The sequence below is a fragment of the Tahibacter harae genome (genome assembly GCF_024437735.1).
In the GTDB taxonomy this organism is placed as follows: domain Bacteria; phylum Pseudomonadota; class Gammaproteobacteria; order Xanthomonadales; family Rhodanobacteraceae; genus Tahibacter; species Tahibacter harae.
In genome coordinates this window covers 67346-92771 of the sequence record NZ_JANFQO010000016.1, presented here as the reverse complement: position 1 = coordinate 92771, position 25426 = coordinate 67346, and the positions used below count along the sequence as shown (strand labels likewise).

Sequence of the window (25426 nt, the reverse complement as noted above, 5' to 3'; positions counted from 1 at the left end):
CACGATACCGCTTCCCGGCCGCATTCCGTTGAAAACCCGCGCCGCTTCGGCTCGCAAGCGGCGCCCGGCGCGCCGCGCCGCGCCTGTGCGCAGTGAAATCACTTGGGGGTTTTCCCCTCCATCGCGTCGTTCCCTCCATGCAGGCCGGCGAGCGGCATCAAGGAGAAAGCAATGCGACCACAGGACTACGCGCGGATGGCCCGGATGACAGGGCGCCTCGCGCTGGTGCCGGCCCTGCTGATCGCCGCTGCACTGCCGGCACAGGCCGACTGGCGCCGGCTTGCGCCGCAGAATCTGGCCGCGCTGGGCCCCCACAGCTACCTGCCGGGCGCGAATGGCAGCCTCTGGAGCCTGAGCGACGACGGCGTACGCCTCACGCTGGCCGACGGCACTACGCGCGTTGTACTGCGTCATGAGGAGGCGCCCTATTTTGAAGGCGAGCTGCTGGCGGACGGCAGCATCGTGCTGCGCAGCCAGTGCCGCCTGCAGCGCCTCGATGCCCAGGGCCGGCGCAGCTGGAGCCTGCCGGGCACGCCGCTGGAAGAGTGCAACGATCTGGCCGTGCTGGCGGACGGCAGATTCTGGCTCAGTCGCGACGAACGACTGCTTGCCTACGATGCATACGGCAAGCAGCAGGTGTCGGTCGAGGCAGGCGACAGCGGACTGCACTTCAACAGCCTCGTCGCCCTGAACAACGGCGATGTAGTCGCCGCACGCAATAGCGGCGATGTGGCCGGGATGAAACCGGCCAAGCTCACGCGCTACGACCGGCACGGCGCGCCGGCCCGGAGCTGGACCCGTCCGCCTTCGCTGACGACAGCGACAGCCGCGAGCTGTTCGTGCTGCCGCCCCAGGCGGAAGACGACGCCCTGCTCGTTCGCCGGTAAAAACCTTGGGGGATACCCTCTCCCACCAACGTCATCCTTCAAACATAGCGTCGCTAGCGGCATCCGAAGGAGAACACGTTGAAAGAGGAAACCAGCAAATGGGGTTTCATGGCCCGTATCCGGCTAACCCTGCTGCCGGCGCTGGTGATCGCCGCCAGTGCCCCCGCACACGCCGACTGGCGCCAGCTTGCGCCGCAGCCGCAGCAGGCACTGCATCCCGGCGACTACCTACCCGGCAAGAACGGCACCCTGTGGAGCCTGGACGGCTATGGCGTAAGCCTGACTCAGCCCGACGGCGCCTCGCGTGTCGTGCTACGCAGCCCTGACCGCACCTACTTCGAAGGCAATGTGCTGCCCGATGGCGGAATCCTGCTGCGCGACGACTGCCTGCTTGAGCGCCTCGACGGGCGCGGCCAGCGCAGCTGGAGTCTGACTGATTTGCCGAGATATACCTGCGCGGACGTGGCCGTGCATTCCGACGGCAGCTTCTGGCTCAGCCACGAACAACAGCTGCTTGCCTACGATGCCCACGGACAGCGGCGCGCAACGATCGAATCCGACAACACCACGCTGGACTTCGATGCCCTCGTTACGCTGGCCAACGGCGATGTCGTGGCCGCACGCAAGGCCAACTGGACTGCGCAGACGGAGACCGCCGCAATCTCCCGTTACGCCCGCAGCGGTGCAGCAGCCTGGAGCTGGACCAGCACCGAAGCGTGGCAGATCAATCACGTCACGCTAAGCAGCGACGGCGATATCCTCGCCGAAATGCAGAAACCCCAGATCAATCGCCCGGGCGCCGCGTGGGTGCAACCGGCGCTGCAACGCTGGAGCCCCAGCGGGCAATTACTCTGGAGCCTGCCGTTGCCCGCGCCGGATGGGGTCATTCTCGGCATTGTGCCCGCGGCGAACGGCGAATCCTACGTGCTCGCCAGCAATAGTTTCGGCGCTGACGACGCCACGCTGCATCGGGTCCTGCGCGTCACGCGCGAGGGCAGCGTCCGCTGGCAAGAGGCCGTCAGATGCCAGTGGTTCTCCCCGTCTCAGATCGCGGCGGAAGGCAACGACGGATTCGCCCTGCTTTGCAACCTCGGCCAAAACCGCGTCGAGCTACGCCGCTGGAACGCCAGCGGTCAAAGCGGTAGCGCGGTGGAACTCGGAGCGCTCAAGAGCGCGAGGTCACTGTACCGGCTGGACGCCGACTCACTGCTTGCCAATGGGTTCTCCAACAGCAATCTGACCCTGCGCATAGGCCGCGACGACACGGTTGCGCCGTATCCACCGGGCGGCTATCCGCTGCAGCCCGCACCGACGCAGCTGACCGGCCAGTACCTCGCCGCTGACGGCAGCAGCTACGTGGCTACGCAGGAGCATCGCTACGAGCCGGAAAGCTACGATCTGACCCGCTACGCCGCCGACGGGCGGCGTCTGTGGTCGATTACACGGCCACGCGCGTACGACGGTTTCGACCAGCTGTCAATCCGTGCAGCCGGGAACAAGGTGTGCATCGCCGAGCCGGGCCCGCTATCCGACAACACGATCCCGTCGCAGCTGGCCTGTTTCAACCACCGTGACGGCAGTCTCGCCTGGTCGGTGACGCTGCCGCCGCGCGGCCTGGTCTGCGCGTTCCGCACGCTGGGTGATGGGCGCGTCGTCAGCGTGGTCGGCACGCCCAGCACACAGACGTCGATGCGCGCTTCCGTGCAGAGCTATAGTGCCGACGGCCGGCTGATCACCGACACCGATGCCGGCGACATCGAGTGTCGCTCGACCATCGACGCCACGGGCCGCGCCACCGTCGTCTCGTCTACGTCGATCGCCCAGTATGAACCCGACGGCCGGCGCAACTATCGGGTCCCGCGCGAATCAGGTATCGAGCTGCGCACCTATCTGCTCACGAGCAGCGACGATGGCAGCGCATGGCTGGTGGACGGGCCGTATGGCGAGCCCCGCACCATCCGCGCACTGCGGCCCGACGGCAGCACGCGCTGGCTGATGCCAAGCGGGCTGGCGCCCGGTCCTCTGTACGGCGACTATGCGATCAGCGCTACGAGCGATGCGGTATACCTGTTTCAAACCACCGATCTCGGCAGGGGTATCTTGCAAAGCCGGCTGCTGAGCCTTGATGCCGCCAGCGGCACGCAGCGCTGGAAACACGATTTCACCAATCTCACCCCCCAGGTCAGCAATGCCGCGCAGTTCGCCGTCTCCCCCGACGGCAGCCGCGTCGTGCTCGCGCGTGCTGGGTTTGACCGTCTGCATCTGAAACGCCTGGATGCGCAGTCCGGACTGCTGGAACAGCAGCGTTTCATCGCCGCCAACACCTACCGTCGTGGCGTGCGCGCACTCGCGCTCGATGCCCGCGGCACCGCACGCCTGACCATGAACCTGCTCGACGACAGCGCCGGACGGACGGCAGCCTTGCTCTCCATCGACCACGTCGGCACGCCTGCTCCGCCCATTCGCCTGGACCAGCCTGGCATCGGCGGTGCCTGGTGGTCGCCGTATGCGAACGGCGAAGGCATCGTGCTCGACTGGATCGCGCCGCAACGCACACTGTTCGGCGCGTGGTTCACCTACACCAGCGCCGGCGGCAACGATCCGGCACAACTGCGCTGGTATACGATCCAGGCCGGCAACGTGGCGGCGAACGCAACCTCGGTGCAATTGCCGATACTGGAAACCACCGGCGGCAATTTCGATGCGGGCCCGCCCGCCTCGCCAATTCAGGTCGGCACAGCACAGTTGCATTTTACGGATTGCGACAATGGAACACTGGACTACCGCTTCGACGCCGGCCATAACGACGGCGCCAGCGGAACCATTACGCTATCGCGCCTCACGCCGGCAACCGGGTCCTGCATCCTCGCCGACGGCAGCACCCGCCCCGGTGCCGGTGCGAAACCGCCGCAGGGCGGCTTCGATGCACGCATGAGCGGCACCTGGTTCGAGGAAGCCACCAGCGGCCAGGGCCTGCAGTTCACCGTACAGCCTGGCGGCGTGTTCTTCGCGCCGTGGTTCACCTATGACCCGCAGGGCCAGGGCAACGACGCCAATCGCGAACACTGGTTCACCTTGCAGGGCAGCCTGGCCGGCGCCGCCAATGGCGAGGCGGAAGTACTGATCGCGCAAAGCCTAGGCGGCGTCTTCGATCGCGTGCCGACCTACAACGGCTTCGCCGTGGGCAAGGCCAGCATCCGCATGACCGCCTGCGACAAGGCCCGCGTCGACTACCGCTTCGACGACAGCGAACGCGCCGGCAGCTTCCGCAAGCGCAGCGGCACGCTGGAGCTGACCAAGATCGGCGGCTGCGCCGCGGCGGTGCCGTAGCCCGCGCCAAAGGCGGGCGGTTTGTTCGTACACACAGGCAGCCCGGAACGGGGCCAGACGTCCGGACGGGAACGGGCGGGCCGATTGCGCGCTTCAGGAGCGCCAGCATCAGGCCCGCGGCAGCGGGCCACATCACGGTGTTTGCGTTGAGGTGGCCCTCTGCCCCTTACAATAAACCGATGAAAACCCCTGCCGCGCTGCAAGCGCTGATCGACGACGGTGTCATAGACGAAGTGTTGCGTCCGCTCAAGAGCGGCAAGGAGGCGGCGGTGTACGTGGTCCGCAGCGGCGACGATGTCCGTTGCGCGAAGGTGTACAAGGACATGGCCCAGCGCAGCTTCCAGCAGCGGGTGCAGTATCAGGAAGGCCGCAAGGCGCGCGGCAGCCGCGAGGCCCGGGCGATCGGCAAGGCGACCAAGTACGGTCGCAAGCAGCAGGAAACCGCCTGGAAGAACGCCGAAGTCGATGCGTTGTACCTGCTGCGGGCCGCCGGCGTCCGCGTGCCTGAGCCCTATGGCTACTACCACGGCGTGTTGGTGATGGAGCTGGTGACCGACGCCGAAGGGTTTTCGGCGCCAAGGTTGGGCGAGGTGGAGTTGACGGCCGAGCAGGCGCGCGAATTCCATGCGGTGCTGATGCGGCAGGTCGTACGCATGCTCTGCTGTGGCCTGATTCACGGCGATCTGTCGCAGTACAACGTGCTGGTGGGGCCGGACGGCCCGATCGTGATCGATTTTCCCCAGGTGGTCAGTGCTGCCGGCAACAACGCCGCCCGCCAGATGTTGCTGCGCGATACGAACAATCTCACCGCCAGCCTGGGGCGGTGGGCGCCGGAACTGCTCGACACCTGGTACGGCGAGGAAATGTGGGCGCTGTTCGAGGCAGGTAATCTCCTGCCCGAGACGGCACTGACCGGCCAGTTCGTGCATGACGAGCGCACAGTCGACGTGGATAGCGTCCGCGAGGCCATCGAAAACGCCCGTCAGGAGGCGCTGATCCGCCAGCAGGGGCGCGAGGCGGCGGCGATGGATAATTGACGACTTCCCCTGCCCTGTTTACAGCGTAGCGTTACTCCGCTGGTCAGAAGCGCGTAGTCATTTCGAATGACGTTGTTGCCTGGCAGTCTGCTGAAATACCAGCAATCGCCTTTTTTTAAAGGCCGTGAGCACGTCCGGACAGGTCGGATGTGCGCGCTGGAAAACCCCTGAAGCGTGTGGATTTTCAGCAACCTGCCGGGAACAGATAGATGGTCCACTGATGCCTGTTTTTTCAACCACCGGTCCGCCATGAACAACAACGACATACTGCGCAGCATCCGCTACATGCTTGACCTGGGCGACCACAAGGTCGTCGAAATCACGAAACTGGTCGACCCGGCGTTCGCGCTCGAGAAGGCCGAGGTGCTGGCATTTCTGCGCAGTGAAGACGACCCCGGGTACCTCGCATGCAGTGACGGCGTACTCGCACACTTTCTCGACGGACTGGTGGTCCATTTCCGGGGGCGCAACGAAAGCCTGCCAGCGCGCCCGGTGGAAAAGCGCATCACCAACAATCTCGTACTGAAGAAATTGCGTGTTGCCTTCGAAATGAAGGATACCGATTTGCAGGATGCCTTCGCCGCAGCAGGATTTCCGCTGTCGAAACCGGAGCTGACCGCGCTGTTCCGTCAGCCCGGCCACGCCAACTACCGGGCCTGCGGTGACCAGCTGCTGCGCAATTTTCTCAAGGGCCTGACCCTGCGCGTGCGCAGAGACTGATCAGGCGGGTCAAAACGTCTCGCTCGCCGGCAGGTCGCGAGATCAGGACACCCACTATGCCGATTCATGCAACTGTGCCCTGAGTTTTCCGGCGCCCCCGGGTACAACGCTAAGGGTGTCCTGAGTAACGGGTCAGGTTGATCTCCTGAGCGATGCCGCCAAGTCAACTTGACCCCGTTTTCGGCGTTCTCGCGTCTGCCGCTGCATCCACCGACAACGAGCAACATTAGCCCGCCGACCACGGGAAGTAGCAGGTGAAAGCGTCGCTGCTCGCCGGCTGTCGCAGGAATCGCAGCATGTGCTGGCGGGGTATCTGACGACCTGCCCGCCCGAAGCCGGCCCAGACCGTGCACCTTGCGCCTGACACAGCAACCTCAGCGCCCCTAGCCCGCAAACAACCGAATCGCCAACCACACCGGCACGCCGCCGTAGTACGCCACGCGGCTCAACATCGCCGCTGTACGGCGGGCCGCGCGGGCGCGCGCCGGCCAGGGCAGCAGGGCCAGGTGTGTGGCTTCGACCACAACACGCAGTACCGCGGCGAACAGCATCAGACCGAGGCACCAGGCTCCCCACCAGACCAGCAGGCCGCTGAGCCAGGCCGCCAGGCCGAAGGTGTAGTACTCACCGAAGGTGCCGCCGAAGGCGATGTACTGGTGCAGCCGGAAGGCGGGCAACGCCAGCAGCAACGGAAACAGCACGAACTTGAGCAGTGGATGATCGAGCCGTGGCCAGGCCGCGAGAGCCCGCGCGGTGGCGTACTCGGCCCGGCGTGTCGAGTCGGTATTGGCTGGGGCTAGCGGTGAGCCGGCCCCGGCCAGGCTGCGCCAGAATGCTTGAACGTCCGCCACGGCGATGCCGTAGGCGAAACGCGCGCCGGAGGCGAGCTGCAAATCGACACCCGTGCTGGGTAACGCAATGCGCCAGACCTGGATCGCGGCGATGCGGTCCAGCCGCAGCTCGATACGCTGGTGGCGCTGCTGCAGCACCAGCCTGCCGGCTTCGATGCGTGCGCGTGCCGCGTGCGCGCGCTGGATGACCCAGGCGGCCATCGCCGGCAGCAGCGTCGCGCCGAGGAAGATCTGTAGCTGCACCAGCGAGTTCACCTGGAGTCCGTCCCGCAGCAGCATGCGCAAGGCGAGCCACAGCAGGCCGGCACCGGCGCACACGCGCAGCAGTGCCGTCACGGCGCGCCAGCCCGGTGTGAGCAGTACGACAGGGAACATCGCCGCGCGCGTCGCGGTTGCCGCGGCTTGCGCCGCGCGCGCGTCGGCGTCCATGCGCGCTGTGCGCCACGCACGCAGCACAGTGGTGATGGCGAGCAGCAGCAGGAACACCAGCGCCGCGCCGCCGAACCAGTCGCCCCAGAGCACCATCAGCGTCGGCGGGGGATCGCGCAGGGGCACTTCGCCGGCCAGTACGGCGCGATCGCCTATCGCCGTGCGGGCAAGCACCGCACCGGTGGGGTCGACGAAGGCGCTGAGGCCGTTCGTGGTGACGCGCAGCTGCGGCAGGCGCGTTTCGACGCTGCGGAATGCCGCCACCGCCAGATGCAGCTGCGCACCGACAGGGTGATCGGTGAACCAGGCATCGTTGGAGAAGCCCACGATTGCCTGCGCCCCCAGGCGCGCGCCGGCCAGGGCGAGATCCGGCCGCACGTCGTCACGGCAGATCAGCGGCACGACATTGAGTTCGCGCCCGTCGGCGGCACGCAGCAGCATGACACGCGCGCCGGAACCAGGCTGCCAGCCGCCGGCCCAGGGCAGCCAGCGACGCAGCAGCGGACCGTCCAGCCAGGCGGGAACGTGTTCGGTCAACGGAAACGGATAGGTCTTGCGGTAGGTACCGATCGCGCCGCTGCCGGGCGCCAGGAAAACGGCCGCGTTGTATTCGCCCGCGGCATCGCGATCGTAGGTGCCGAAAGCCAGGGCGACGTTCGCGCTGGCGGCAAAGTCGAGAATCTCGCGATCCAGCGCCGCGCCGTCATCACTGCGCGGCTGTGCGAAGGTGGTCGGGTAGACCGTTTCCGACCACAGCACGGCGTCGGCGTGGTGATGTTCGATGGCGGCGCGCGACAGGGCGAAGTGCGTGTCCAGCACCTCGCGCACGACCGCATAGGTACCGCGTTCGCGCCGCTGGCGTTCGTAGTCGACGATACTGGCCTGCACCATCGCAACGCGCATCCATCCGGCGGGCGCATTCAGTGCCGATTCGAGCGTGGCCAGACGCTGCACACCGTAGCCGGCCATCAACGCGGGCACCGCAACGGCGGCGGCCAGCGGCCACCGTACCGCGCGCAGGCCTGCGCGTCGCTGCGCCACCGTGTGGGCCAACGCTTCGTTGACGAGGATCAACAAGAAACTGAGCGCGGCGGCGCCGCCGAGGTCAGCGACCTGCCGCAACCACAGCGCGGGCTGCAGGCCATGACCCAGCGTATCGCCCAGCAGCTTGGGCCATAGCCATTCGCAGGCGACCCAGGCGCAGGCGGCGGCAAGCGCAGCCAGGCCCGCCCCATGACGACAGCGGACGAGATACCGCACCACCGCGAAAGCCAGCACCTGTGGCTGCAGCAACGGAGCGAACCCACACAGGATCGCGACGGAGGGAATCGTCCCCAGGCCCGTATAGGCATGGAGCGCCGCACCGAACCACAGGAACACGGCGACGACGTACGCGACGCTCATCGCCCAGCCGCTCAGCAGCACGCCGGTGAACGTGCGCGCGCTGTTCAGGGCGAGCAGCCACGGCACCAGCAGCACGAAACCCAGCACCCAGGCGTAGCCGCCGCGTGCATACAGCGCCAGCAACGCCGCACTGGCAGCGACGCCGGCGAGCGTACGCCAGCTCAGGCGAAAAGCCGCAAACGCACGCATCACGGCACGCCCATCAGTGCGAACGCATCAAGGCAGGCACGTCACGGTTGGGGCGTCGCCGCGGGCGGGATGGTAATTTCCCGGATCGCCAGCCCGAGCGGTGCCATATCGGCGGGCACGACCCGATCCGGCGGAATCGCGATGGCCCTGCCCGCCGCATCCACGAATACGCCATCGGGCGAAAACATGAGGATGGGTTCCAGCGGCTCGCCCTCGTCGGTCACCTGGTGATGGCGCACGTAGCCTGGCGGCAGTTCAAAATCCGCGGGCACTGCGAGACCGACGAGCGGCGGACTGGTGCCCGGAGGATTGAACGCACCGATGCCGCTGTGATCGCCACTGTCGTGCAGGGCCTGGATCACTTCGGCCATGGTTGGCGCGGGGTCCATGGGCGACAGGTAGCTGGCCAGGTCGTTCGGATCGCCGCTGGGCTGGCTGTCGGGATCGGGCGTGGTGGACGGTGTGTGGGGGGGCGCGGCGCGTGCTGTTGAACGTGGCTGTGTCGCAGGGACACCCAACGGTTCAGCAGTGTGCGTTCCGGGCGAAGCCGCGTTGACGGGTACTGTGCCACCATCAGCGGGACGCCCGATCATTGTTTGCGCTGTTTGTACTTTTTGTGGTTTTTGCAGCGAATACAGCAGGATCATGACGCCCGCCACGACCAGCGCGGCAGCCAGCAGCTTCAGCGTCGACGACAGCAGCGAGCGGCGTTCGCGCACCACGCGCACGCCATCGCCGTCCACGAGGGACGGCGTGGCGTGGTCATGGCCGGACAGGCTCACCGGTGCGGTTCCGGGCGGTCAGGGCGTGGGCGGGCTGTAGGTGGACAGCGACCAGCCCATGCGTTCGTGCCCGAAATTGTTCCAGATCGGACTCTTGCCGCCGGTGAAGCTGGTATAGCGCGGCGCGCCGCTGCCGGTGGATCCGCCGAAGAGGCCGGCACTTACGGTGCCGCCGGTGTAGGTCGGGTGTACGTCGTCGGACTGGATGTAGTCATAGCTGCTGGACGAACTTGCGAAATGCGTGTTCGCATCGCGCAGCGTGGCGCGCAGCGTGGTGGTGATGCGCGTTACATAGCTCGCCTCGCTCTCGCCGGCCACGTAGCGCAGGGCATCGGAGTCGACCTGCCCGTCGGCGTTGCTGTCGTAGTCGGCCCCCATGTACTGGGCAAAGTTGTCGGCGCACTGGAAGCCCTTCTGGCGCGCGTGTTCGCACATCCAGTAGTTCATCGTCGCCAGGGCCGGCAGGAAGCGGTCGCGCAGGTTCACCGTGGCGCCGGTGGCCGCGTCACGGCAGGAACTCTGCACGTTGTCGGCGTTGTAGCCAGGGTAGTAAAGGTTGGCGATGATCTTGAGCCGGGTATTGGCATGGGCGTTCGCGTTGATGTAATCCATCGCCTGCGCGACGTAGCTCTTGCAGGAGTTCACCGCGTTGTTCAGCACGCTGTAGTCGCAGGTGCCCGTCTGCGACTTGAAGCTGGAACGCGCCTGCAGACCGTCGTTGCCGCACATCTCGAAGGTCACGACACGGGTGGAGGCGGCCTGCATGTACGAGCGATCGGCCACGATCTTGTTCTGATAGACATCCGAAGCCAGCGCGCCGGACTTGGCGCGGCGGATGCTCTCGATGTCCGCGTTCCACAGTGCCGACAGGTATTCCGAATCGACCGTAGGTGCGGAATAGCGTGCCGCATTGCTGATGGAGCCGTTGTAGCCGGCGTAGATCGAATCGCCATAGGCCACGACACGGTATTTCGCGCTGGTTCCCGCGCGATCAACCGTCCAGGAGACATTTTGGTTCAGCGTATTGCCCAGGGCCTGGGCACTCAGCAGGAGCAAGGCAGCAGCAGGCAGCCACCGGCGGGCAGCGCCGTGGAAACGGTTGTACATGGTTATCCCCAAGAGTCAGTGTGTACAGCAGACGCAGAAAAACCGGACGGTTTCCGCGCTTCCGACGAAACGCTACTCCGACGAAACGCAATACATGGCGCGCGCCCGCGCAGGGCGCCCCCTGGGCCGTGCGGAAGACTAAATGTGGGTGTTGTGGACGTCAATACAGTCGTTCGAATGACTTGTGCTGCGGCGCAGCACCGGAGTGCGTCCGAGGCATCGGCGCTTTCAGAGAAAACAATTGCTGGTCTATTTACGTATTTCTGATTGCTTGGGCAGGCCTGCCCGCCGAAGCTTCGGCAGAAAATCTGAAATTTTTCCCGGCATGTAGCCTTCCCTCTATTCGGCGGAAAGCGAGGGACTGCGCGTTGCGCGTTGACGGCTTGCGACTGACGACGTCAGGCTAACGCCCTTGTCGCCAGAGGTCGCCTATTCAGCGCAGCAAATTTCAAAACCTGTTGCCTGCGGCTCCCAAGACCCACTGCCAGCACGGCACCGACCGATGGCCACCTTCCCGCGCGTAGCGGTACCTGACTACCCTCCTCCCTGACACGCACGGCGTCACGCTGGCTGGCGCTGGCGTGCCACAGAGCCCCGACAACCGAGCCGCTCGTCCGCAGATCATGGCTCCGGTAATGCAGTCAGGTTAATTTCCTGGGCGATGTCGCCAAGTTGACCTGGTACCGTTTCTCCGACGCAGCTCCCACCTTCGCACCGCTGAAAGCGATTTTGAACGCCGCCGCCGCACAGCGCCCGTCGATCACTGGAATGCGGAGCGCCTATACCGCGCCCTGCATGGTGCCAGCCCTGAACTGCCTGAAGGACCAGCCCCATGAATCTGCTCCCGTCGCCATCCATCCTCACGCTCCGCATTGCTTTGCGCCCCGGGATCCTGCCCGGACTGCTGTTGTCGCTGAGCAGCGCCGCCGCTCAGGCCGGCGCGCCGATCTACAGCCACGGCGATACCGTGCTCGTTGCGGCGCCGCGGCCTGCCCCGTCCGCAACACGCAGCATGCTGGGCGGCCCCGAAGGCCGCATCGAATCCACCGCAATGGGCCAGGCGCCCGCCAACGGCCAGGGCTGGACGTTCAACAACCTCGGCGGCTTCACGCGCATCCGCTGGGATGCCGGCCGCGGCGCGGTGCTGTTCACACCCCAGGATGCGCAGAACTACAACGCCGTGCGTCGTTACGACCCGGGTGCCGCCATAGCTCCGCAGCGGCATTTATACAAAGCCCATTATTCGCGCAATGTCATGCTGCTCGACGGCCAGCCGTACGCCAAAAGCTACCAATGGAAACACGAGCGCCTGAGCTGGCAGGACTCCGTCAGCGACACCAATGTCGAAATCAAGGTGCATAACTGGCTCAACAGCCAGGGCCCGATCACCTTCCTCAACCGTGCCGACGGCACCCAGGCCACCTGGTGGGGCGGCCATGCCGGCGACAGCAACGGCGGTTGGGCACTGATGGAAGTGTTCGTCTACACCGGCAGCGACGGCGTCAACGATGGCCGCATCGTCACGCGGGTACACAAGAACGGCCGCACGCAGGTGAGCCAGAATCGTGCCGGCGTCGTCGTATACGCGAATGCGTCGCGGCGCCTGCGCTACTTCATCGAACAGAATTACTTCGGCAATTTCGGCCAGATCGAGGACGGCCCCGACAACCCGCTGCCCAAGCCGCAGATACGCCAGCTCTGGTCCGACGACAGCCTTGTGCAGATCGGCGCCGATGCCGGTTCCGGCTGGCAACGCCTCGAATTGCGCGACAACCCCGACCTGCGCCTGGCCAGCGTGCGCGAACTGCAACACTGGAACCGCTGGGACGACCAGATCGGCCTGCGCCTCAACACCGGCGGCTTGCTGCCCGGCGAGCACAACCTGTATCTGGTTGTTATCGACGGTCTCGACGCGGACGGCTGGGACGTGGTCAGCGCGGCCTATCCGCTGCAGGTGCGGGTGACGGCGGACCGGATTTTTGCGGCGGGCATGGAGTGATGCCGATTCGACAGGTCCGGTAGCGGACCAGAGTTACCCCGCCCTGCCGCACCAGGGACCGCGCTGGCCGACACCGGACCGGTCACGGTTCCGGTGTAGCGGGCTCGGCCCGTCAACGCCCATTACGCTGCTGAGCCCGGCACTCCACCCAATCGGCGGCACCATCCCGCGGTGACAGCCGCCGAGCCCGGCGCTGCGTTCATCCGGCGCGCCACGTGGCGATTGCAGTGAATCCGTGACGCTCGCTGCGCCGTATAGCTACCACGACGTCGCCATGCCCCACCCGGCGCGGCGTAGGTTCGCGCGGCCGAGACAAGGCTGCCGCCGGTGTTGATGCCGTGGAGAACGCAGACCAGCCCAGCTTGCAAGTTCAGTAGCGACATTGAGCGATACGCGCAGCCCGGCCTGACCAGGCCCGGGCGCTGCCGCCTGGCACTCCGACCCGCCCCGAGCGACGCCGGAGCGCCGTTTATTACAACAACGAAATTTATCCAAAAAGACAAAAATACTTTCCGTATTTTTCTTTGTTTTTGTCTTTAATACACGACGCATAGACATTGCCATGGCCAATATCTTCGGGCGGCCGACGAGCCGCTTAAATAACCATCGAGAGAACTTGCCATGAAATCGATTGCGTTTCTTCGGGTTGTTATTGCCGCGGCAATGGGCATTGTCGCGCTGGACGCCGCTGCCGCCACGCGCGTACGTGTTGCGCATTTCGCACCCTTTGCCAGCCAGCTGGATGCCACCGCGGTGGATATCGCTGTCAATGGCACGACCGTTCTGCGCGGCGTCAAATTTGGCCAGTTCAGTGAGTATCTGCCGCTGGCCGGCGGTGCCGGCACCTATGATGTAAAGATCTTCCCGCAGGGCTCTACCACGCCCGCGATTTCTGCCAATGTGCGCGTGGACGACGGCGACTACACGGTCGCCGCCATTGGCAACGGCGCGGCGCAGCCGCTGGAACTCCAGGCGCTGGTAGACGACAACTCGGCGCCGCCCGCCGGTTCACTCAAGCTGCGGGTCCTGCATGCGGCACCGTTCGCTGCAGATAGTGAGGCGACCCGCGTATCGGTACGCACCGATGCGGGCGACATCGTCGGCGGCCTGAGTTCCGTCCCGTACAAAGTGAGCAGCACCTATCTGACGCTGCCGGCCGCTACCTACAACCTCAAGGTATCCACCCCCGACGGCGTGCAAACCCTTATCGACGCGGCGCCCGTCACCTTGCCCGCCGGTGCGGTGATCACCGTGGCGGCCGTCGGCGATGGCCGCAATCAACCGCTGGGTTTCGTCGCCGTTCCGGTCGGCGCGTTGCCCACGGAAACACCGGTCGACCGCAACCTTTCCGGCCACTGGTTCAACCCCGAGACGCCGGGACAGGGCATCACCTTCTTCCCCGTGCCTGCTTTCGACAACATCGTGGGCACCTGGTACACCTACGACACTGCCGGCAACCAAGTGTGGTACGGCCTGGACGCGAGTGCCACGCCCGGCCAGACGACGGTGGACCGCCCCGGAACGTTTGATGGGCGCGAGGCCACGTTCGCCGTCTATCGCACCAGCGGCGGCCGTTTCAACGATCCGCGCCCCATTCAGCTGACACCGGCCGGTTCGCTCGTTGTCACGTTCGCCAACTGCAAGCAGGCCACCGCGCGCTACCGCAACGGCAACACCGATGTCACCTTCCCGCTGACGAACCTCGCTCCCGGCGGCAACTGCCAGTAATACTCGCCCGCGCCGCGCGCCCCGTGCGCGCGGCGCGCACGAAGGGCCCACGGGGCCGGACTGGTTTCGCAGGTGGCGCCGTCCAGTTGGCCTGGCTCCGTTTGATATCCGCCCGGTTTTCAGGATTCCGGATCAAACAGGATCTCGCGAACCTCCTGTGAACACCGGCAGCTGCTGGCGATGCGAACCGCCCAGGCCACGGCCTCGTCGCGGGTAGGCACATCGATGACGCAGAAGCCGCCGACCACCGCCTTTGTCTCAGGCACCGGCCCCAGCGAGACGCTTCCGTCGGAGGCGACAATCGTGGCCTGTTGGCGCCGGAGTCCACCTCCGAAGACCCATACGCCGGCCGCCTTGGCCTCGCGAACTACCGCGTGTGAGGCCTCGCCGACGACGGGCCAGTCGTGCTCCGGGATGTGGTCCATCGCGCCATCGTCGAACGAAATCAGGTATCGCGGCATTGCGGCTCTCCTGTGGTTGCCTGCCCATACACGGGGCGCGACGAAAAAACCAGGAAGGCGGCGACAGCAACGGCCTGCCTCCCATTTCCGGAAATCCGGCGCCGCGAGTCACAGCCCACGCGCCGGAAAGACCTGCGCCGCGGCTTGTCGGTCGCCTGCGCCGCTGGAAGGATAGCGACGTCAGCGGCGCAACGTCCCCGGCTGAGCGCCATGCGCGACGGACTGCGGTACGCCGCGGCCTGCAAGGCGCCTGGCCACCCGCCGTCTGCTGCACGCTTCGGCCACCAGGACCATGGGCAAGCAAATGGCGAACGGGTGTCCGATTAACATTCAAACTGGCGCCGCCAGAACAGCCTCAACTACCTGAGTAGCCTCCGGTAAGCTAACCTGCCCCCGTTTTCGGCAACGCCAGGAGGCCACACCGCATGACTCCCGACCCGATCGCCCGCTGGCATCACCTCGTCAACGAGCGCGATGTCGCCGCACTCGATGCGCTGCTGGCCGAGGATGCCGTATTCCATTCCCCCGTCGTGCACACACCGCAGGTCGGCAAGGCGGTGACCCGGGCCTACCTCGCCGCCGCGCTGAGCGTGTTCGCCAACGATTCGTTCCGCTATCGGCGCGAGCTGTACAGCGAGCATGACGCCGTGCTGGAGTTCGAAGTCGAACTCGACGGCATCGCTGTCAATGGCGTGGACATGATCCGCTGGAATGCCGACGGACGCATCACCGAGTTCAAGGTGATGCTGCGGCCGCTCAAGGCGGTCACGCTGATTCACGAGAAAATGGCGGCCATGCTGCAGGCGGCGCGGCGTTGATACCGCGTGCACCAGCCTTGGCCAAGGCAGTTATCAGGAATCCCATGAAACCTTACCACGCACTCACCGTCACCCTGATGTTGTCGCTCGCCGCCTGCAGCGACGACGGCCATCTTCGTGGTCATGTCACAAGCAGCCCGGATGGAAAGACCTATCTAGCCATTGCGGATGACCAGAATGGCTGCCCCATCAAGGTCGACGGACAAGCCTGGACCGCGCCGAAGGGCACTCCGCAGCCTATCTCTCCGGGGAAGCATGCCATCGAGTGCCACGGCGCCACGATCCACTTTGCCATTCCCGCAGGCGTCGTGTTCAATTTTGACTATTGGGGGCCGTGAGTGGCCGCCGGCAATTCATGCAAGCCGATCCCGCCTCGCCGCGCCGCCTGATCAGACGTCACGCTTCGAGTAATTTCCTGCAGAGTGACCATGAGCAAGACCGTCGTCAGCATCGGCAAGATCCAGGGACTATCCATTCCAGAGCACCTGCCCTACGCGGGCGCGTTGCGCCAATTGGTCAAGGACGCAACCGGCACGGGCGTGACCTTGAACCCGGAAACCTTCTTCTCCGAAGAAACCACCGAACTCCATAACTTCGTTTCAAGCATCAGATACCGGTTTCTGCAGATCAACGGCGAGCCGGCACTGGCCTATGAGGTCAGCGACCGCCCGCATTGTGTCTATCGTGAGCTGCGCTACGACGGCTCTGTTATCGATCAATCGGCATGGGATGCCGAAACCGGCAGTTTCCTGCCGGAGGAAAAGGAAGCAGCTCAAGCCGCCAGGCGCAGGCAGGTGCTCGGCTGATGCCGGGCCAGACAATCGCGTGGTGCCCGAACCATGAAACTGCTCCTGCTTGCTCTGGCCTTGGTGTTGTGCGGCGGGGGCGTTTTTCTTTTCGTGCTGTTTGTGCAGCACCTGCGGCTGCGCCTCGCGATGGCGCGCTGGCCGCGCGTTCGCGGCATCGTGCGGGAACACAGGGTTCACTCGCAACGCAACCGTCATGGGGCCGGTCATCATCGGCCAATCGTGAGTGTGGAGTGTTCTGCTGTGGGCCGCAAACCGCTGCTGCACTGCGATTCGCCCACGCGCCTGGGATTCGCCACCGCGGAACCCGCGCGATCCAGCATCAGGAACACAATCGGGGAAAGCGTGGAAGTGTATGTGGATCCGAAGAACGCCCAGCGGGCGTTTCTATGGCTGCCCGAGATCCCAGCGCAGCTCCTGCTGGCGCTGGGATCCCTGTTTCTGCTGGCTGTCAGCGCAGGAATCCTGAACGGAATCCTGGCCTGACGACCTGGCGACAATCAACGCCATCCGATCCCTCTCGCGCATAGCACCATCCACAAGCGCATGCAGCTTTCGGATCAGGGGGTGGCCCCCACGAATACCTACGGAAACATTCCTGGCTGCGGCGCTGCACATCGATGGCCGCGCAATTGACCGGCCTTTGCTTGTGCCTCGATTGCCGGGTTTCCCGGCAGCCAGCCGAACGCGCTACAAATCGTAGCCGTTGGCAAACAGGACGTCGCCCCCCGTGATGGCAACGGCATTCGAGTATTCCGACGTGTTGTTGGCGTTGCAGGCCGACAGGATGACCCCGTTATTGCCCAGGAAACACTTCAGCTGGCCCTGCCAGCCGCTGCCGGAAGGCACATTGGTCAGCGGCGTGATGTCGGTGGCGGTCATCACGATACGGCGTCCGCTGGCAACCGGCGCCAAGGTGGCAGTGCAACGGCCCGCCGTACAGGCGCCGCTGTTGGCCGGGATACCGGCTGCGTCGGTGGTGATCAGCTGCTCGCCCAGGAACACCATCGACGTCGCCGCGGTGGTCGTGGCGGCATTGATCGAATAGAACTCCATGCGGAAATTGGCCGGGCCATGGGTATTGATCGTCCAGCGCGCGAAGGTGTTCGCACCCGTGTTGACCGGCGCAGAGGCGCCGGCGCACGGACCGGTGTCGCCGCTGCCCGTACAGATCCGCGGCGTGTTCTGGTCGCGATTGGCGTAATTGGCCGGGAATTCGCTGTGATCGAAGTCGGCGGCATTGGCAGTGTGCTCAAGATCGATGTCCACCCCTGGCAGCGCTTTGGCATTGCCATATACCCGGTTGCGCTGGAACAGATTGGCCCAGCCGCTGGTATCGCCGCCACCGTTGTAAAGCTTGATGCCGTTGCGCTTGTTTGCGACGACCAGATTGCGGTCGCTCGTGGCGGGGCCGCCCACCGTCGTGGAGGCGGCAGTTTCGATATGGATGCCATCCACGCCATTGCCCAGGGTCGTGACGTTGGCGAATTTCGCGCTGATGCCCACCAGGTTCTTGGTGATGGTGGTGCTGTTGGTGCCGCTGCCACGTACGGTGATGCCGTGGCGTGCGTTGGCCGCGATGGTATTGCCCGTGATGGCATTGCCGGTGGTGGTGACGATGATGCCGTCGCCCTTGTTGCCGAAGGCAGCGGAGTTGATCGGCGTGCCGGTGGGAAACTCGGCCAGACCGATGGTGTTGTAGAGCACCTTCACGCCATTGCTCGCGCCCGTAATCATGACGCCGGCATAGTCTGCCCCTACATCCGGAAAGGCGTTGTTGTTCGCCCCCTTGTTGTCGGAAATCAGATTGGCCGGGCCGATGACGGCGGCGGTGAAGCTCGGGTTGAAGCTGGTGCCCGAGGTATCGGGCCTGGAATCGACATAGATGCCGCTCAAGGTGTTGCCGACATGCACAGCCTGGTTGGCGGCGCTCAGGCCGATACGGTTGCCCATGATGAAGTTCGGCAGGTATACGGCGCCGGACACGTCATTGATGCCATTGCCGGCGTTGCCGCTGATGACATTGCCCGGACCAATCATGTTGCCGAAGGTCGTACCGGTCAGGTTGACGCCATTGCCGCCGTTCGCGATGGCGATGTTGCCGGTGATGTCGGTGCCGATCATGTTGCCGCTGACGAATACGGCAGCGAGATTCTGACTGAAAATCTCGATGCCATCGCCACCGTTGCCGGAGATGACGTTGCCGCTGACCTTCACTGGCTGCAATGAGGCAAGCGTCGTGGCCAACTGGCTCTGAAAGGCGTTGATGGCGGAAGCATCGACCGGCTGTACCGGGAATTGCGAATACAGATTGGACAGGAAGGCGGTGCTGGTATCGGGATAGACGCGCGACGCCGAGAGCGAGATGCCATCGCCCGTATTGGGCATCGCGATGGCGCCGGTCGCGTTCACGCCGATGTAGTTGCCGCTGAACGTGTAGTTGTGGCCATTGGCGCTGATGCCGTTGCCGTTGCAGTTGCCGATCACGAGATTGAGGATCTTTGAACCGGTGGCGCCTTCGGTATGTCCCAGCGCGGGGGTGCCCGAGTCGGTGAGATCCAGGCAACTACGGCCGTTCCCGTTGATCGTCACCCGGTTGCCATTGACCGTGAACGGCGCGCGCATCTGCGGCAGCCCGCCATTGATCACAGTGATCGTGGTAACGCCGACAAAGTTGATGGTGTGCGAACCAGAGCGCGTATTGCCGAACATGATCGCTGCGCGCAGCGAGCAGTGCGTGGTATCGCCCAGGGCCGCGCATTTGTTGGTGATTGCCGGATCCTGCGGGGCATCGCTGGACACGTTCACGTTGTAGATTTCGGCGTGGGCCTGCAGGCTAAGCCCACCCAGCAGGGCGCCCGCCAGCCACAGGGCACGCAGGCTCCGCGCGCCGGAGTGACAACCCTTGCCGCGCCTGCGCGCGGATTGCTTCGTGTTCATGTTCCTACCTGTCGGGTGAAGTGTTGATTGATGCGGCCGGCGTCTTCGCTGCCAGACGGATACCAGGGTTAACGATCGACGGAAGGAAGACCGAACATTCCGCGGGGCAAGGGAACAGAATGGGGTGCGCACAGCGACCCACTTCGCCGCCGCAGGCCTCTGCGGGCCAGGAATGCGTTGGCGGGCTAGCGGGACACCCTGCGATCACGGCGCGGCCATGGGCCCGATCGATCGCAGCCCAGCGCGATTGAGCGTGTCGATTGCGCTGGCGGTGAAGAGGCGGTTCTCGACAGGCGGCTGGCGCCAACCCGGGGAGTAACGGGGCCGGATCAAGCCGGCTCCACTTCGCTCAGATCGTCCCGCCGTCCCTGCCACCGCAGCCCCCAAGCCAGGCACTGGGACTGCGACCAAAGTGCCGGCGGAAAGCCTGGGTGAAATGACTGTGCGAGCTGAAACCCAGCTCCAGCGCTACCGCACTGAGGCTGGCGCCAGGCTCCGCCATCGCATCGAGGGCCGCGCGCAGGCGCAATTGCAGGACATAGCGCCAGACCGCGAGGCCCACCACCTTCGGAAACAGCGTGCTGTAGCGTGATGCGGATACGCCGGCGGCGCGGGCAATGTCCTCCACCGACAGCGCCTGGCGGAACTGGGCGCCGATGTATTCCATGCCGCGATGAACGACCGCAATTTCATGCGGGCTGGCTGCGCGGGCCGCCGCCGGTGTGCCGCAGGCGTCGGCGATGACGGCGCGTGCCAGTGCCAATACGCAATCCTGGAGCGCCAGCGTGTCCTCGCCCGGCGCCGCGCGCAGCGCGGCATGGGCGAATGTGACGCGGTCGGAACGGAACAGCACCGGGCGGTGCAGCAGGATAGACGCCGCGCGGGTGGCGCCGGCCGCATCGGCGGCGATCGTTTCCAGTCCTTCGCGGGTCAAAAACAGCAGCGTTGCCGCCTGGGCGTGGCCGACGTTGCGGTTCAGCCGGTAGCCCTCGCCGCGCGGCCATACGCAGTGATGCAGGGGATCGACGAAATAGTCGCGCCGGCGCACCGAGCGTACATGCCAGCCCTGGCATTGCAGGTTCAGTTCGAGGTGGGCGGGCGTTTCCTCGCCGTAGCCCGGCGATGTCAGCCGCCCGTCACAGCTCCAGTCGGCAGCGGCCAGGGTGCGGCCGGCATAGCGCCAGCGCACGGCATAGCCTGGATCCCAGTTCATCGTCATCGGCGCACGCGGTGCTGCAACAGGAGGATTTCGACAGCGGCGCGCGGGGCGCCGCCGCTAGGCTAGCACGGCCCTCCCAACACGGAATCCATCCATGGACATTTTCCTGACCAGTGCCAGCGGCCAGGTCGGCGCCGCTGTCGCCGCCGCGCTGGAGCAGCGCGGCCATCGCGTCGCGGCGCTGGTGCGCAGCGCGTCCAGCGCCGCGCGCGCCCGCGCGGCCGGCGCCCGGCCCATCGACGGCACGCTGGCCGAGATCGCGCGCCATCGCGCGATCGTGCACGCCGCCGACGCCGTCATTCACACCGCCATGGAGTACACCGCCGACGGCACCGAAAACGCCGCGCTCGACCGGGCCTGCACAGAGGCCTTGCTCGGCGCGCTGAAACCCGGCGCGCGCTTCATCTATACCTCGAATGCGTACTTGCCCGGCGTCGTGGACGAAGCGCCGGTCGCGGCGGCAGCGGCCGATCCGCGGCGCGGCTGGCGGCTGGCGCTCGAACGCGACGTGCTCGATGCCGGCGCCCACACGGCGGTGCTGCGCCTGGGCATGGTCTACGGCCGCGGCGATGGCGGAACCGTGGCCGATCTCACGGCAGCGGCCGCCGCGACGGCGCCGCTGCCCTACCTCGCCGGCGCCGGTGCGAACCGCTGGTCGCTGGTCCACCTCGACGATGCGGCCGCGCTGTATGCCGCCATCGTCGAAGCAGCGGCGGGCGGCATCTTCCATGCGGTGGACGGCGCGCCGCGTGCTATCGCCCAAGTGGCCGCGCTGGTCGCGTCGCTGAGCGCGAATACTGCGGTGGAAGCCGACGAAGCGGTGCTGCGCGCACGGCTCGATGCGCACACGGTCGACCTCATGCACCGCGATGTGGCACTTGCGGCACCGCGCGCCGCGGCCATCGGCTGGAAGCCGGCGTATGCGTCGCTGGACGCCTTCGTCGCCGAACGCCGCGGCGGCGTGCGATGAGGCGCGCGCTGCGGCAGGCCCTGCTCGGCGCGACCCTGCTCGCCGCGCCAGCCGTGCACGCGGATGCCAGCGCAACGATCCGCTACGCCGTGCTCATGGAGGACGGCGCCCGCGCCGGCACGCATACCGTACAGCGGCGCCGCGGCGGCATCACCGAGGTCGACTACGCATTCAAGGACAACGGCCGCGGCCCGGCGCTGCACGAACGCTATGTCAGCGCTGCCGACGGCACGCTGCTGCGCTATACCGTGACCGGCACAGCCGCGTTCGGCGGCCGCGTCGATGAACGCTTCGAGCGCCATGGCGGCACGGCCCAGTGGCGCAGCGGTGCCGAGCGCGGCCGTGCCGCGGCAGCGGATACGGCTCAGTACCTGCCGGTCAACGGATCGCCGGAAACCGTGTCGCGCGCCATCGCGCAGTTCGGCGACCGCACCGAGGCGCAGCTGCCGCTGCTGCCGTCCGGCGAACTGCGGCAGCGCCGCCTGGAGACGCTGGACCTCGTACAGGCCGACGGCCGGCGCCGCCGCGTGCACCTGGTCGTGCATACCGGCCTGGGCCTCAAGCCCGCCTTGTTCTGGACGACGGCGGGCTCCGAACCGCGCCTGTTCGCAGCCCTCGATACCGGCTACCAGCGCCTGATCGAAGAAGGCTGGCAGGACCAGATCGCGCGGCTGGCGCGGCATCAGTCGGCGGCCGAAGCCGTATTGCAGCAGGAATCCGCCCAGCGCTTCCTGCACCCGCTGCCTGGGCTGGCGCGGCTGCGCGGCGTGCGCGTGTTCGACAGCGACACGGCAACCGTGGGGCCGCGCGCCGATGTCTACGTCGCGCGCGGCCGCATCACCGCCGTAGTGGCGGAAAACGAGGCCGTGCAAGCGGCCGACTGGACCATCGACGGCGGCGGCCGCGTGCTGCTGCCGGGCCTGTTCGACATGCATACCCATGTCGGTGCCTGGGACGGCGCGCTGTTCCTTGCCGCGGGCGTGACGACAGTGCGCGATCTCGCCAACGACAATCCGTTCCTGCAGGCGCTCATCGACGCACGCGACGCAGGCCGCTGGCTAGGTCCGCAGATCGTGGCGGCGGGCCTTATCGAAGGCGACGGGGCGCATGCGTCGCACTGGGGGCGGCTGGTCGACGGCGCCGCCGCGGCGCGCCGCGCCGTGGACTGGTACGCGGTGCACGGCTACCGCCAGATCAAGCTGTACAACTCCTTTCCGCGCGAGGCGGTGCGGGAAACCGTGGCCTATGCGCATGCGCGCGGCCTGCGTGTGAGCGGCCATGTGCCGGCGTTCCTGCGCGCGCAGGATTTCATCGATGCCGGTGCCGACGAAATTCATCACGCCAATCAGCTGCTGCTGAATTTCCTCGTTTCGCCCAGCAGCGACACGCGCACCCTGGAACGCTTCACACTGCCGGCCGAACGCGCCGGCACGCTTGATCTCGACGCGGCACCGGTGCGCAGCTTCGTCGCCGACCTCGCGCGCCGCGGCGTCGTCGCCGATCCGACGCTGATCGCCCTGAGCTTCATCCGCCAGCGCGACGGCGAGGTGCAGCCCGGCTACGAAAGCGTCGTCGCGCGCCTGCCGCCGGACGTGCAGCGCCGGCTGCGCAGCGCGCCGATGCCCCCGCGCGACGCCGCGGCGGCAGCACGCCACCGCGCGTCGTTCGATGCCATGATCCGCTTCGTCGGCCAGCTGCGCCGCGCCGGCGTGCCGCTGGTGGCCGGAACCGACGACCTACCCGGTTTCTCGCTGCCGGGCGAACTCGCATTCTACGTGCAGGCCGGCATGACGCCGGCGGAAACGCTGCAGATCGCGACCCGCGACGCGGCGCGCGTTGCCGGCGTCGCCGGCGACCGCGGCCGCATCGCCCCCGGCTTCGCCGCCGACCTGATCCTCGTCGACGGCGATCCGACACAGCACATCGACGACCTGCACAACATCGCGCTCGTGCTGACGCACAACGGCTGGCTCTCGCCCGCGGAAGTCCACCGCGCGCTGTCGGTCGCACCGGGCGCCGGGCGTGAACTGCGGCCGCAGGCCGAATAACGGGGGCAGGTCAACTTCCCAGCAGTGCCGCCAGGTTTTTCTGCCCCCCGTTTCAGCCTCGACACACCCGCATAGACGGCCCTGCCGCGAGCGCATCACGCAATCGCTCTACGCTAGTCCCCATGCATATGCCTCGCGGAAGAGCCTTCCCGCAAGCTGAGAACAGGTTCGGCTCGCCCCTTGCCGAGCGCAGCTGCGCCGCCACGCCGGGTAACGGCTCACCTGCGCATCACTTCTGCCGGCAATCTGTCAGGCACTCTTCGGCCCGGGATGGCTCACTGAAAGACGAAGCAAGCCAGTTCTCGCTTTATACCCTTGAATACATTACCCATAAGCCGAGGATCGGCTGGTGTGTACCTGCGGTTTTGTTATTCTAGGTGCTTCAATCAAGCCATCGGCTCACCGTCGCCATGATGCCAAATCTATCGCACCTCGCCATCAACGGCGGCGCCAAAGCGGTGAAGCAAGCACTGCCGCCGATGTACCCGGGCGGCATGCGAGTCGGCGCTGAAGAAGAAGAAGCCGTCATCGAAGTGATCCGCAGCAAACGGCTGTTTCGCTATTACGGCCCCAACCCCGGCAAGTCCAAGACAGACGAACTGGAGACCGCTTTTTCCGCACGCATCGGCGCACGCCATGCGTTGGCGGTCAGCTCCGGCAGCGCAGCCCTGGTCTGCGCACTGATTGCACTGGGTGCAGGGCCGGGCGACGAGGTGATCGTGCCGGCCTATACCTGGATTGCCTCGGCTTCGGCGGTGCTGGCGGCGGGTGCGGTACCCATTCTGGCGGAAGTCGATGAATCGCTCACGCTCGATCCCGCCGATGTGGCGCGCAAGATAACCCGTCATACGCGCGTCATCATGGCGGTGCATATGCGCGGCGCCCCGTGCAACATGGACGGGCTGTCGGCTTTGGCGCGCCAGCACGGCATCAAATTGCTGGAGGATGTCGCACAGGCGGCGGGGGCGTCCTACCGCGGCGCGCATCTGGGCAGCATCGGCCATGCGGGCGCCTTCAGCTTCCAGTACAACAAGATCATCACCTGCGGCGAAGGCGGCATGGTGACAACGAACGACTTCGAGCTTTTCCGGCGTACCGCGATGTATCACGACGTGATCGGCGGCATACGCAACGGCGTGCCTCCCGCAAAGATCCTGCCGGGCGTGAATCTGCGCATGTCGGAACTGCAGGCCGCCGTTGCGCTGGTGCAGTTCCGCCGGCTCGACAGCCTGCTCGCCGAGATGCGCCAGCACAATCACGCATTGAAGGCCAGCATGGCCGACGTAAGCCGGCGCAAAGGCATCACTTTCCGCAAACAGAACGATGCCGAGGGCGATACCGACATTTGCCTCGTCTTCTACCTGCCCCAGCCGGCCACCGCCCAGCGCGTGGTTGCGGCATTGGCGGCCGAAGGTCTGCCGGCCACCGTGCTGCATAGGCCCGGCTACGGCGACTACCACGTGTATTGCAACTGGCTGCCCATCGTCGACAAGCGCACATGGTCGGTGAATGGCGGACCTTGGCGCTGGCACGAAGGCCCGGTCGAATATCCACGCGACCAGTGCCCGCGCACGCTGGATCTGCTCAGCCGGGCAGTCCATATCGACATCAGCCCCGATCTCACCCGCGAGAACATCGAGGAAATGGCAGCGGCGCTGAACAAGGTGCTGGACGCGCTTGCTTGAGAGCCGGGCAAGCGCA

General features: G+C 66.0%; 19 protein-coding genes. 13 read left to right on the top strand and 6 right to left on the bottom strand.

Features of this window, described 5'->3' with window-relative positions; translation table 11 throughout:
• Positions 1-171: 171 nt before the first annotated feature.
• The 4 genes from NM961_RS16815 (at position 172) to NM961_RS16800 (ending at position 5974) form a co-directional block, all read left to right on the top strand.
• A complete protein-coding gene (locus NM961_RS16815) occupies positions 172-969 on the top strand; it encodes an esterase-like activity of phytase family protein (RefSeq protein ID WP_255915573.1) in 798 nt (265 codons plus the stop codon).
• Positions 966-4217, top strand: a complete 3252-nt coding sequence (locus tag NM961_RS16810) for a hypothetical protein (protein ID WP_255915572.1) — start codon at positions 966-968, stop codon at positions 4215-4217. Before NM961_RS16815 ends, NM961_RS16810 begins: the two co-directional genes overlap by 4 nt.
• A gap of 179 nt (positions 4218-4396) precedes the next feature.
• Positions 4397-5254, top strand: coding sequence for a PA4780 family RIO1-like protein kinase (locus tag NM961_RS16805; RefSeq protein ID WP_255915571.1), 858 nt, complete (start codon positions 4397-4399; stop codon positions 5252-5254).
• A gap of 249 nt (positions 5255-5503) precedes the next feature.
• Positions 5504-5974, top strand: a complete 471-nt coding sequence (locus NM961_RS16800; RefSeq protein WP_255915570.1) for a YehS family protein — start codon at positions 5504-5506, stop codon at positions 5972-5974.
• 383 nt (positions 5975-6357) lie between these two features.
• Here the strand turns inward: NM961_RS16800 and lnt are convergent, their stop codons facing one another.
• Genes lnt through NM961_RS16785 form a run of 3 tightly spaced genes read right to left on the bottom strand, consistent with a single transcriptional unit; the run spans position 6358 to position 10736 of the window.
• Positions 6358-8847: an apolipoprotein N-acyltransferase gene (gene lnt / locus NM961_RS16795; protein WP_255915569.1), complete on the bottom strand. Its 2490-nt coding sequence runs from the start codon at positions 8845-8847 to the stop codon at positions 6358-6360.
• A gap of 41 nt (positions 8848-8888) precedes the next feature.
• Positions 8889-9629 (bottom strand): hypothetical protein, encoded by a 741-nt coding sequence (locus NM961_RS16790; protein ID WP_255915568.1) that lies wholly within the window; start codon positions 9627-9629, stop codon positions 8889-8891.
• Between the two features lie 18 nt (positions 9630-9647).
• The gene (locus tag NM961_RS16785; protein ID WP_255915567.1) at positions 9648-10736 is read right to left on the bottom strand and encodes an SGNH/GDSL hydrolase family protein; all 1089 of its coding nucleotides are present in this window, start codon (positions 10734-10736) and stop codon (positions 9648-9650) included.
• A gap of 832 nt (positions 10737-11568) precedes the next feature.
• Here NM961_RS16785 and NM961_RS16780 point away from each other — a divergent pair.
• Together NM961_RS16780 and NM961_RS16775 are read left to right on the top strand one after the other, a co-directional pair.
• Positions 11569-12735, top strand: a complete 1167-nt coding sequence (locus NM961_RS16780; protein ID WP_255915566.1) for a hypothetical protein — start codon at positions 11569-11571, stop codon at positions 12733-12735.
• A gap of 621 nt (positions 12736-13356) precedes the next feature.
• On the top strand, positions 13357-14463 hold the full coding sequence (locus NM961_RS16775; RefSeq protein WP_255915565.1) for a DUF4397 domain-containing protein: 1107 nt from the start codon (positions 13357-13359) through the stop codon (positions 14461-14463).
• Between the two features lie 119 nt (positions 14464-14582).
• On the opposite strand, the gene NM961_RS16770 is transcribed toward NM961_RS16775, so the two are convergent.
• On the bottom strand, positions 14583-14924 hold the full coding sequence (locus tag NM961_RS16770; protein WP_255915564.1) for a YciI family protein: 342 nt from the start codon (positions 14922-14924) through the stop codon (positions 14583-14585).
• Positions 14925-15349: 425 nt separating this feature from the next.
• Between NM961_RS16770 and NM961_RS16765 the strand changes: the two genes are divergently transcribed.
• From NM961_RS16765 to NM961_RS16750, 4 genes are all read left to right on the top strand, one after another.
• Positions 15350-15742, top strand: coding sequence for a nuclear transport factor 2 family protein (locus tag NM961_RS16765; protein WP_255915563.1), 393 nt, complete (start codon positions 15350-15352; stop codon positions 15740-15742).
• A gap of 44 nt (positions 15743-15786) precedes the next feature.
• A complete protein-coding gene (locus NM961_RS16760) occupies positions 15787-16080 on the top strand; it encodes a hypothetical protein (RefSeq protein ID WP_255915562.1) in 294 nt (97 codons plus the stop codon).
• Positions 16081-16170: 90 nt separating this feature from the next.
• Positions 16171-16548: a hypothetical protein gene (locus NM961_RS16755; RefSeq protein WP_255915561.1), complete on the top strand. Its 378-nt coding sequence runs from the start codon at positions 16171-16173 to the stop codon at positions 16546-16548.
• 33 nt (positions 16549-16581) lie between these two features.
• Positions 16582-17034: a DUF3592 domain-containing protein gene (locus NM961_RS16750; RefSeq protein WP_255915560.1), complete on the top strand. Its 453-nt coding sequence runs from the start codon at positions 16582-16584 to the stop codon at positions 17032-17034.
• Between the two features lie 204 nt (positions 17035-17238).
• Here the strand turns inward: NM961_RS16750 and NM961_RS16745 are convergent, their stop codons facing one another.
• Both NM961_RS16745 and NM961_RS16740 read right to left on the bottom strand, forming a co-directional pair.
• Positions 17239-19488: a hypothetical protein gene (locus NM961_RS16745; RefSeq protein WP_255915559.1), complete on the bottom strand. Its 2250-nt coding sequence runs from the start codon at positions 19486-19488 to the stop codon at positions 17239-17241.
• A gap of 349 nt (positions 19489-19837) precedes the next feature.
• Positions 19838-20701 (bottom strand): helix-turn-helix domain-containing protein, encoded by an 864-nt coding sequence (locus NM961_RS16740; RefSeq protein WP_255915558.1) that lies wholly within the window; start codon positions 20699-20701, stop codon positions 19838-19840.
• Between the two features lie 100 nt (positions 20702-20801).
• On the opposite strand from NM961_RS16740, the gene NM961_RS16735 reads away from it, so the two are divergent.
• The 3 genes from NM961_RS16735 to NM961_RS16725 all read left to right on the top strand — a co-directional run bounded on the left by NM961_RS16735 (position 20802) and on the right by NM961_RS16725 (position 25410).
• Positions 20802-21677: an NAD-dependent epimerase/dehydratase family protein gene (locus tag NM961_RS16735; RefSeq protein ID WP_255915557.1), complete on the top strand. Its 876-nt coding sequence runs from the start codon at positions 20802-20804 to the stop codon at positions 21675-21677.
• Positions 21674-23725, top strand: coding sequence for an amidohydrolase family protein (locus tag NM961_RS16730; RefSeq protein WP_255915556.1), 2052 nt, complete (start codon positions 21674-21676; stop codon positions 23723-23725). Before NM961_RS16735 ends, NM961_RS16730 begins: the two co-directional genes overlap by 4 nt.
• 377 nt (positions 23726-24102) lie before the next feature.
• On the top strand, positions 24103-25410 hold the full coding sequence (locus NM961_RS16725; RefSeq protein WP_255915555.1) for a DegT/DnrJ/EryC1/StrS family aminotransferase: 1308 nt from the start codon (positions 24103-24105) through the stop codon (positions 25408-25410).
• Positions 25411-25426: the final 16 nt, after the last annotated feature.

Bases quoted from the DNA above. Each gene is read 5' to 3' on its own strand.
- NM961_RS16815 (WP_255915573.1), top strand. From the start codon at position 172: ATGCGACCACAGGACTACGCGCGGATGGCCCGGATGACAGGGCGCCTC.
- NM961_RS16805 (WP_255915571.1), top strand. From the start codon at position 4,397: ATGAAAACCCCTGCCGCGCTGCAAGCGCTGATCGACGACGGTGTCATA.
- NM961_RS16800 (WP_255915570.1), top strand. From the start codon at position 5,504: ATGAACAACAACGACATACTGCGCAGCATCCGCTACATGCTTGACCTG.
- lnt (WP_255915569.1), bottom strand. From the start codon at position 8,847: ATGCGTGCGTTTGCGGCTTTTCGCCTGAGCTGGCGTACGCTCGCCGGC.
- NM961_RS16785 (WP_255915567.1), bottom strand. From the start codon at position 10,736: ATGTACAACCGTTTCCACGGCGCTGCCCGCCGGTGGCTGCCTGCTGCT.
- NM961_RS16780 (WP_255915566.1), top strand. From the start codon at position 11,569: ATGAATCTGCTCCCGTCGCCATCCATCCTCACGCTCCGCATTGCTTTG.
- NM961_RS16775 (WP_255915565.1), top strand. From the start codon at position 13,357: ATGAAATCGATTGCGTTTCTTCGGGTTGTTATTGCCGCGGCAATGGGC.
- NM961_RS16770 (WP_255915564.1), bottom strand. From the start codon at position 14,924: ATGCCGCGATACCTGATTTCGTTCGACGATGGCGCGATGGACCACATC.
- NM961_RS16765 (WP_255915563.1), top strand. From the start codon at position 15,350: ATGACTCCCGACCCGATCGCCCGCTGGCATCACCTCGTCAACGAGCGC.
- NM961_RS16760 (WP_255915562.1), top strand. From the start codon at position 15,787: ATGAAACCTTACCACGCACTCACCGTCACCCTGATGTTGTCGCTCGCC.
- NM961_RS16755 (WP_255915561.1), top strand. From the start codon at position 16,171: ATGAGCAAGACCGTCGTCAGCATCGGCAAGATCCAGGGACTATCCATT.
- NM961_RS16750 (WP_255915560.1), top strand. From the start codon at position 16,582: ATGAAACTGCTCCTGCTTGCTCTGGCCTTGGTGTTGTGCGGCGGGGGC.
- NM961_RS16745 (WP_255915559.1), bottom strand. From the start codon at position 19,488: ATGAACACGAAGCAATCCGCGCGCAGGCGCGGCAAGGGTTGTCACTCC.
- NM961_RS16740 (WP_255915558.1), bottom strand. From the start codon at position 20,701: ATGAACTGGGATCCAGGCTATGCCGTGCGCTGGCGCTATGCCGGCCGC.
- NM961_RS16735 (WP_255915557.1), top strand. From the start codon at position 20,802: ATGGACATTTTCCTGACCAGTGCCAGCGGCCAGGTCGGCGCCGCTGTC.
- NM961_RS16730 (WP_255915556.1), top strand. From the start codon at position 21,674: ATGAGGCGCGCGCTGCGGCAGGCCCTGCTCGGCGCGACCCTGCTCGCC.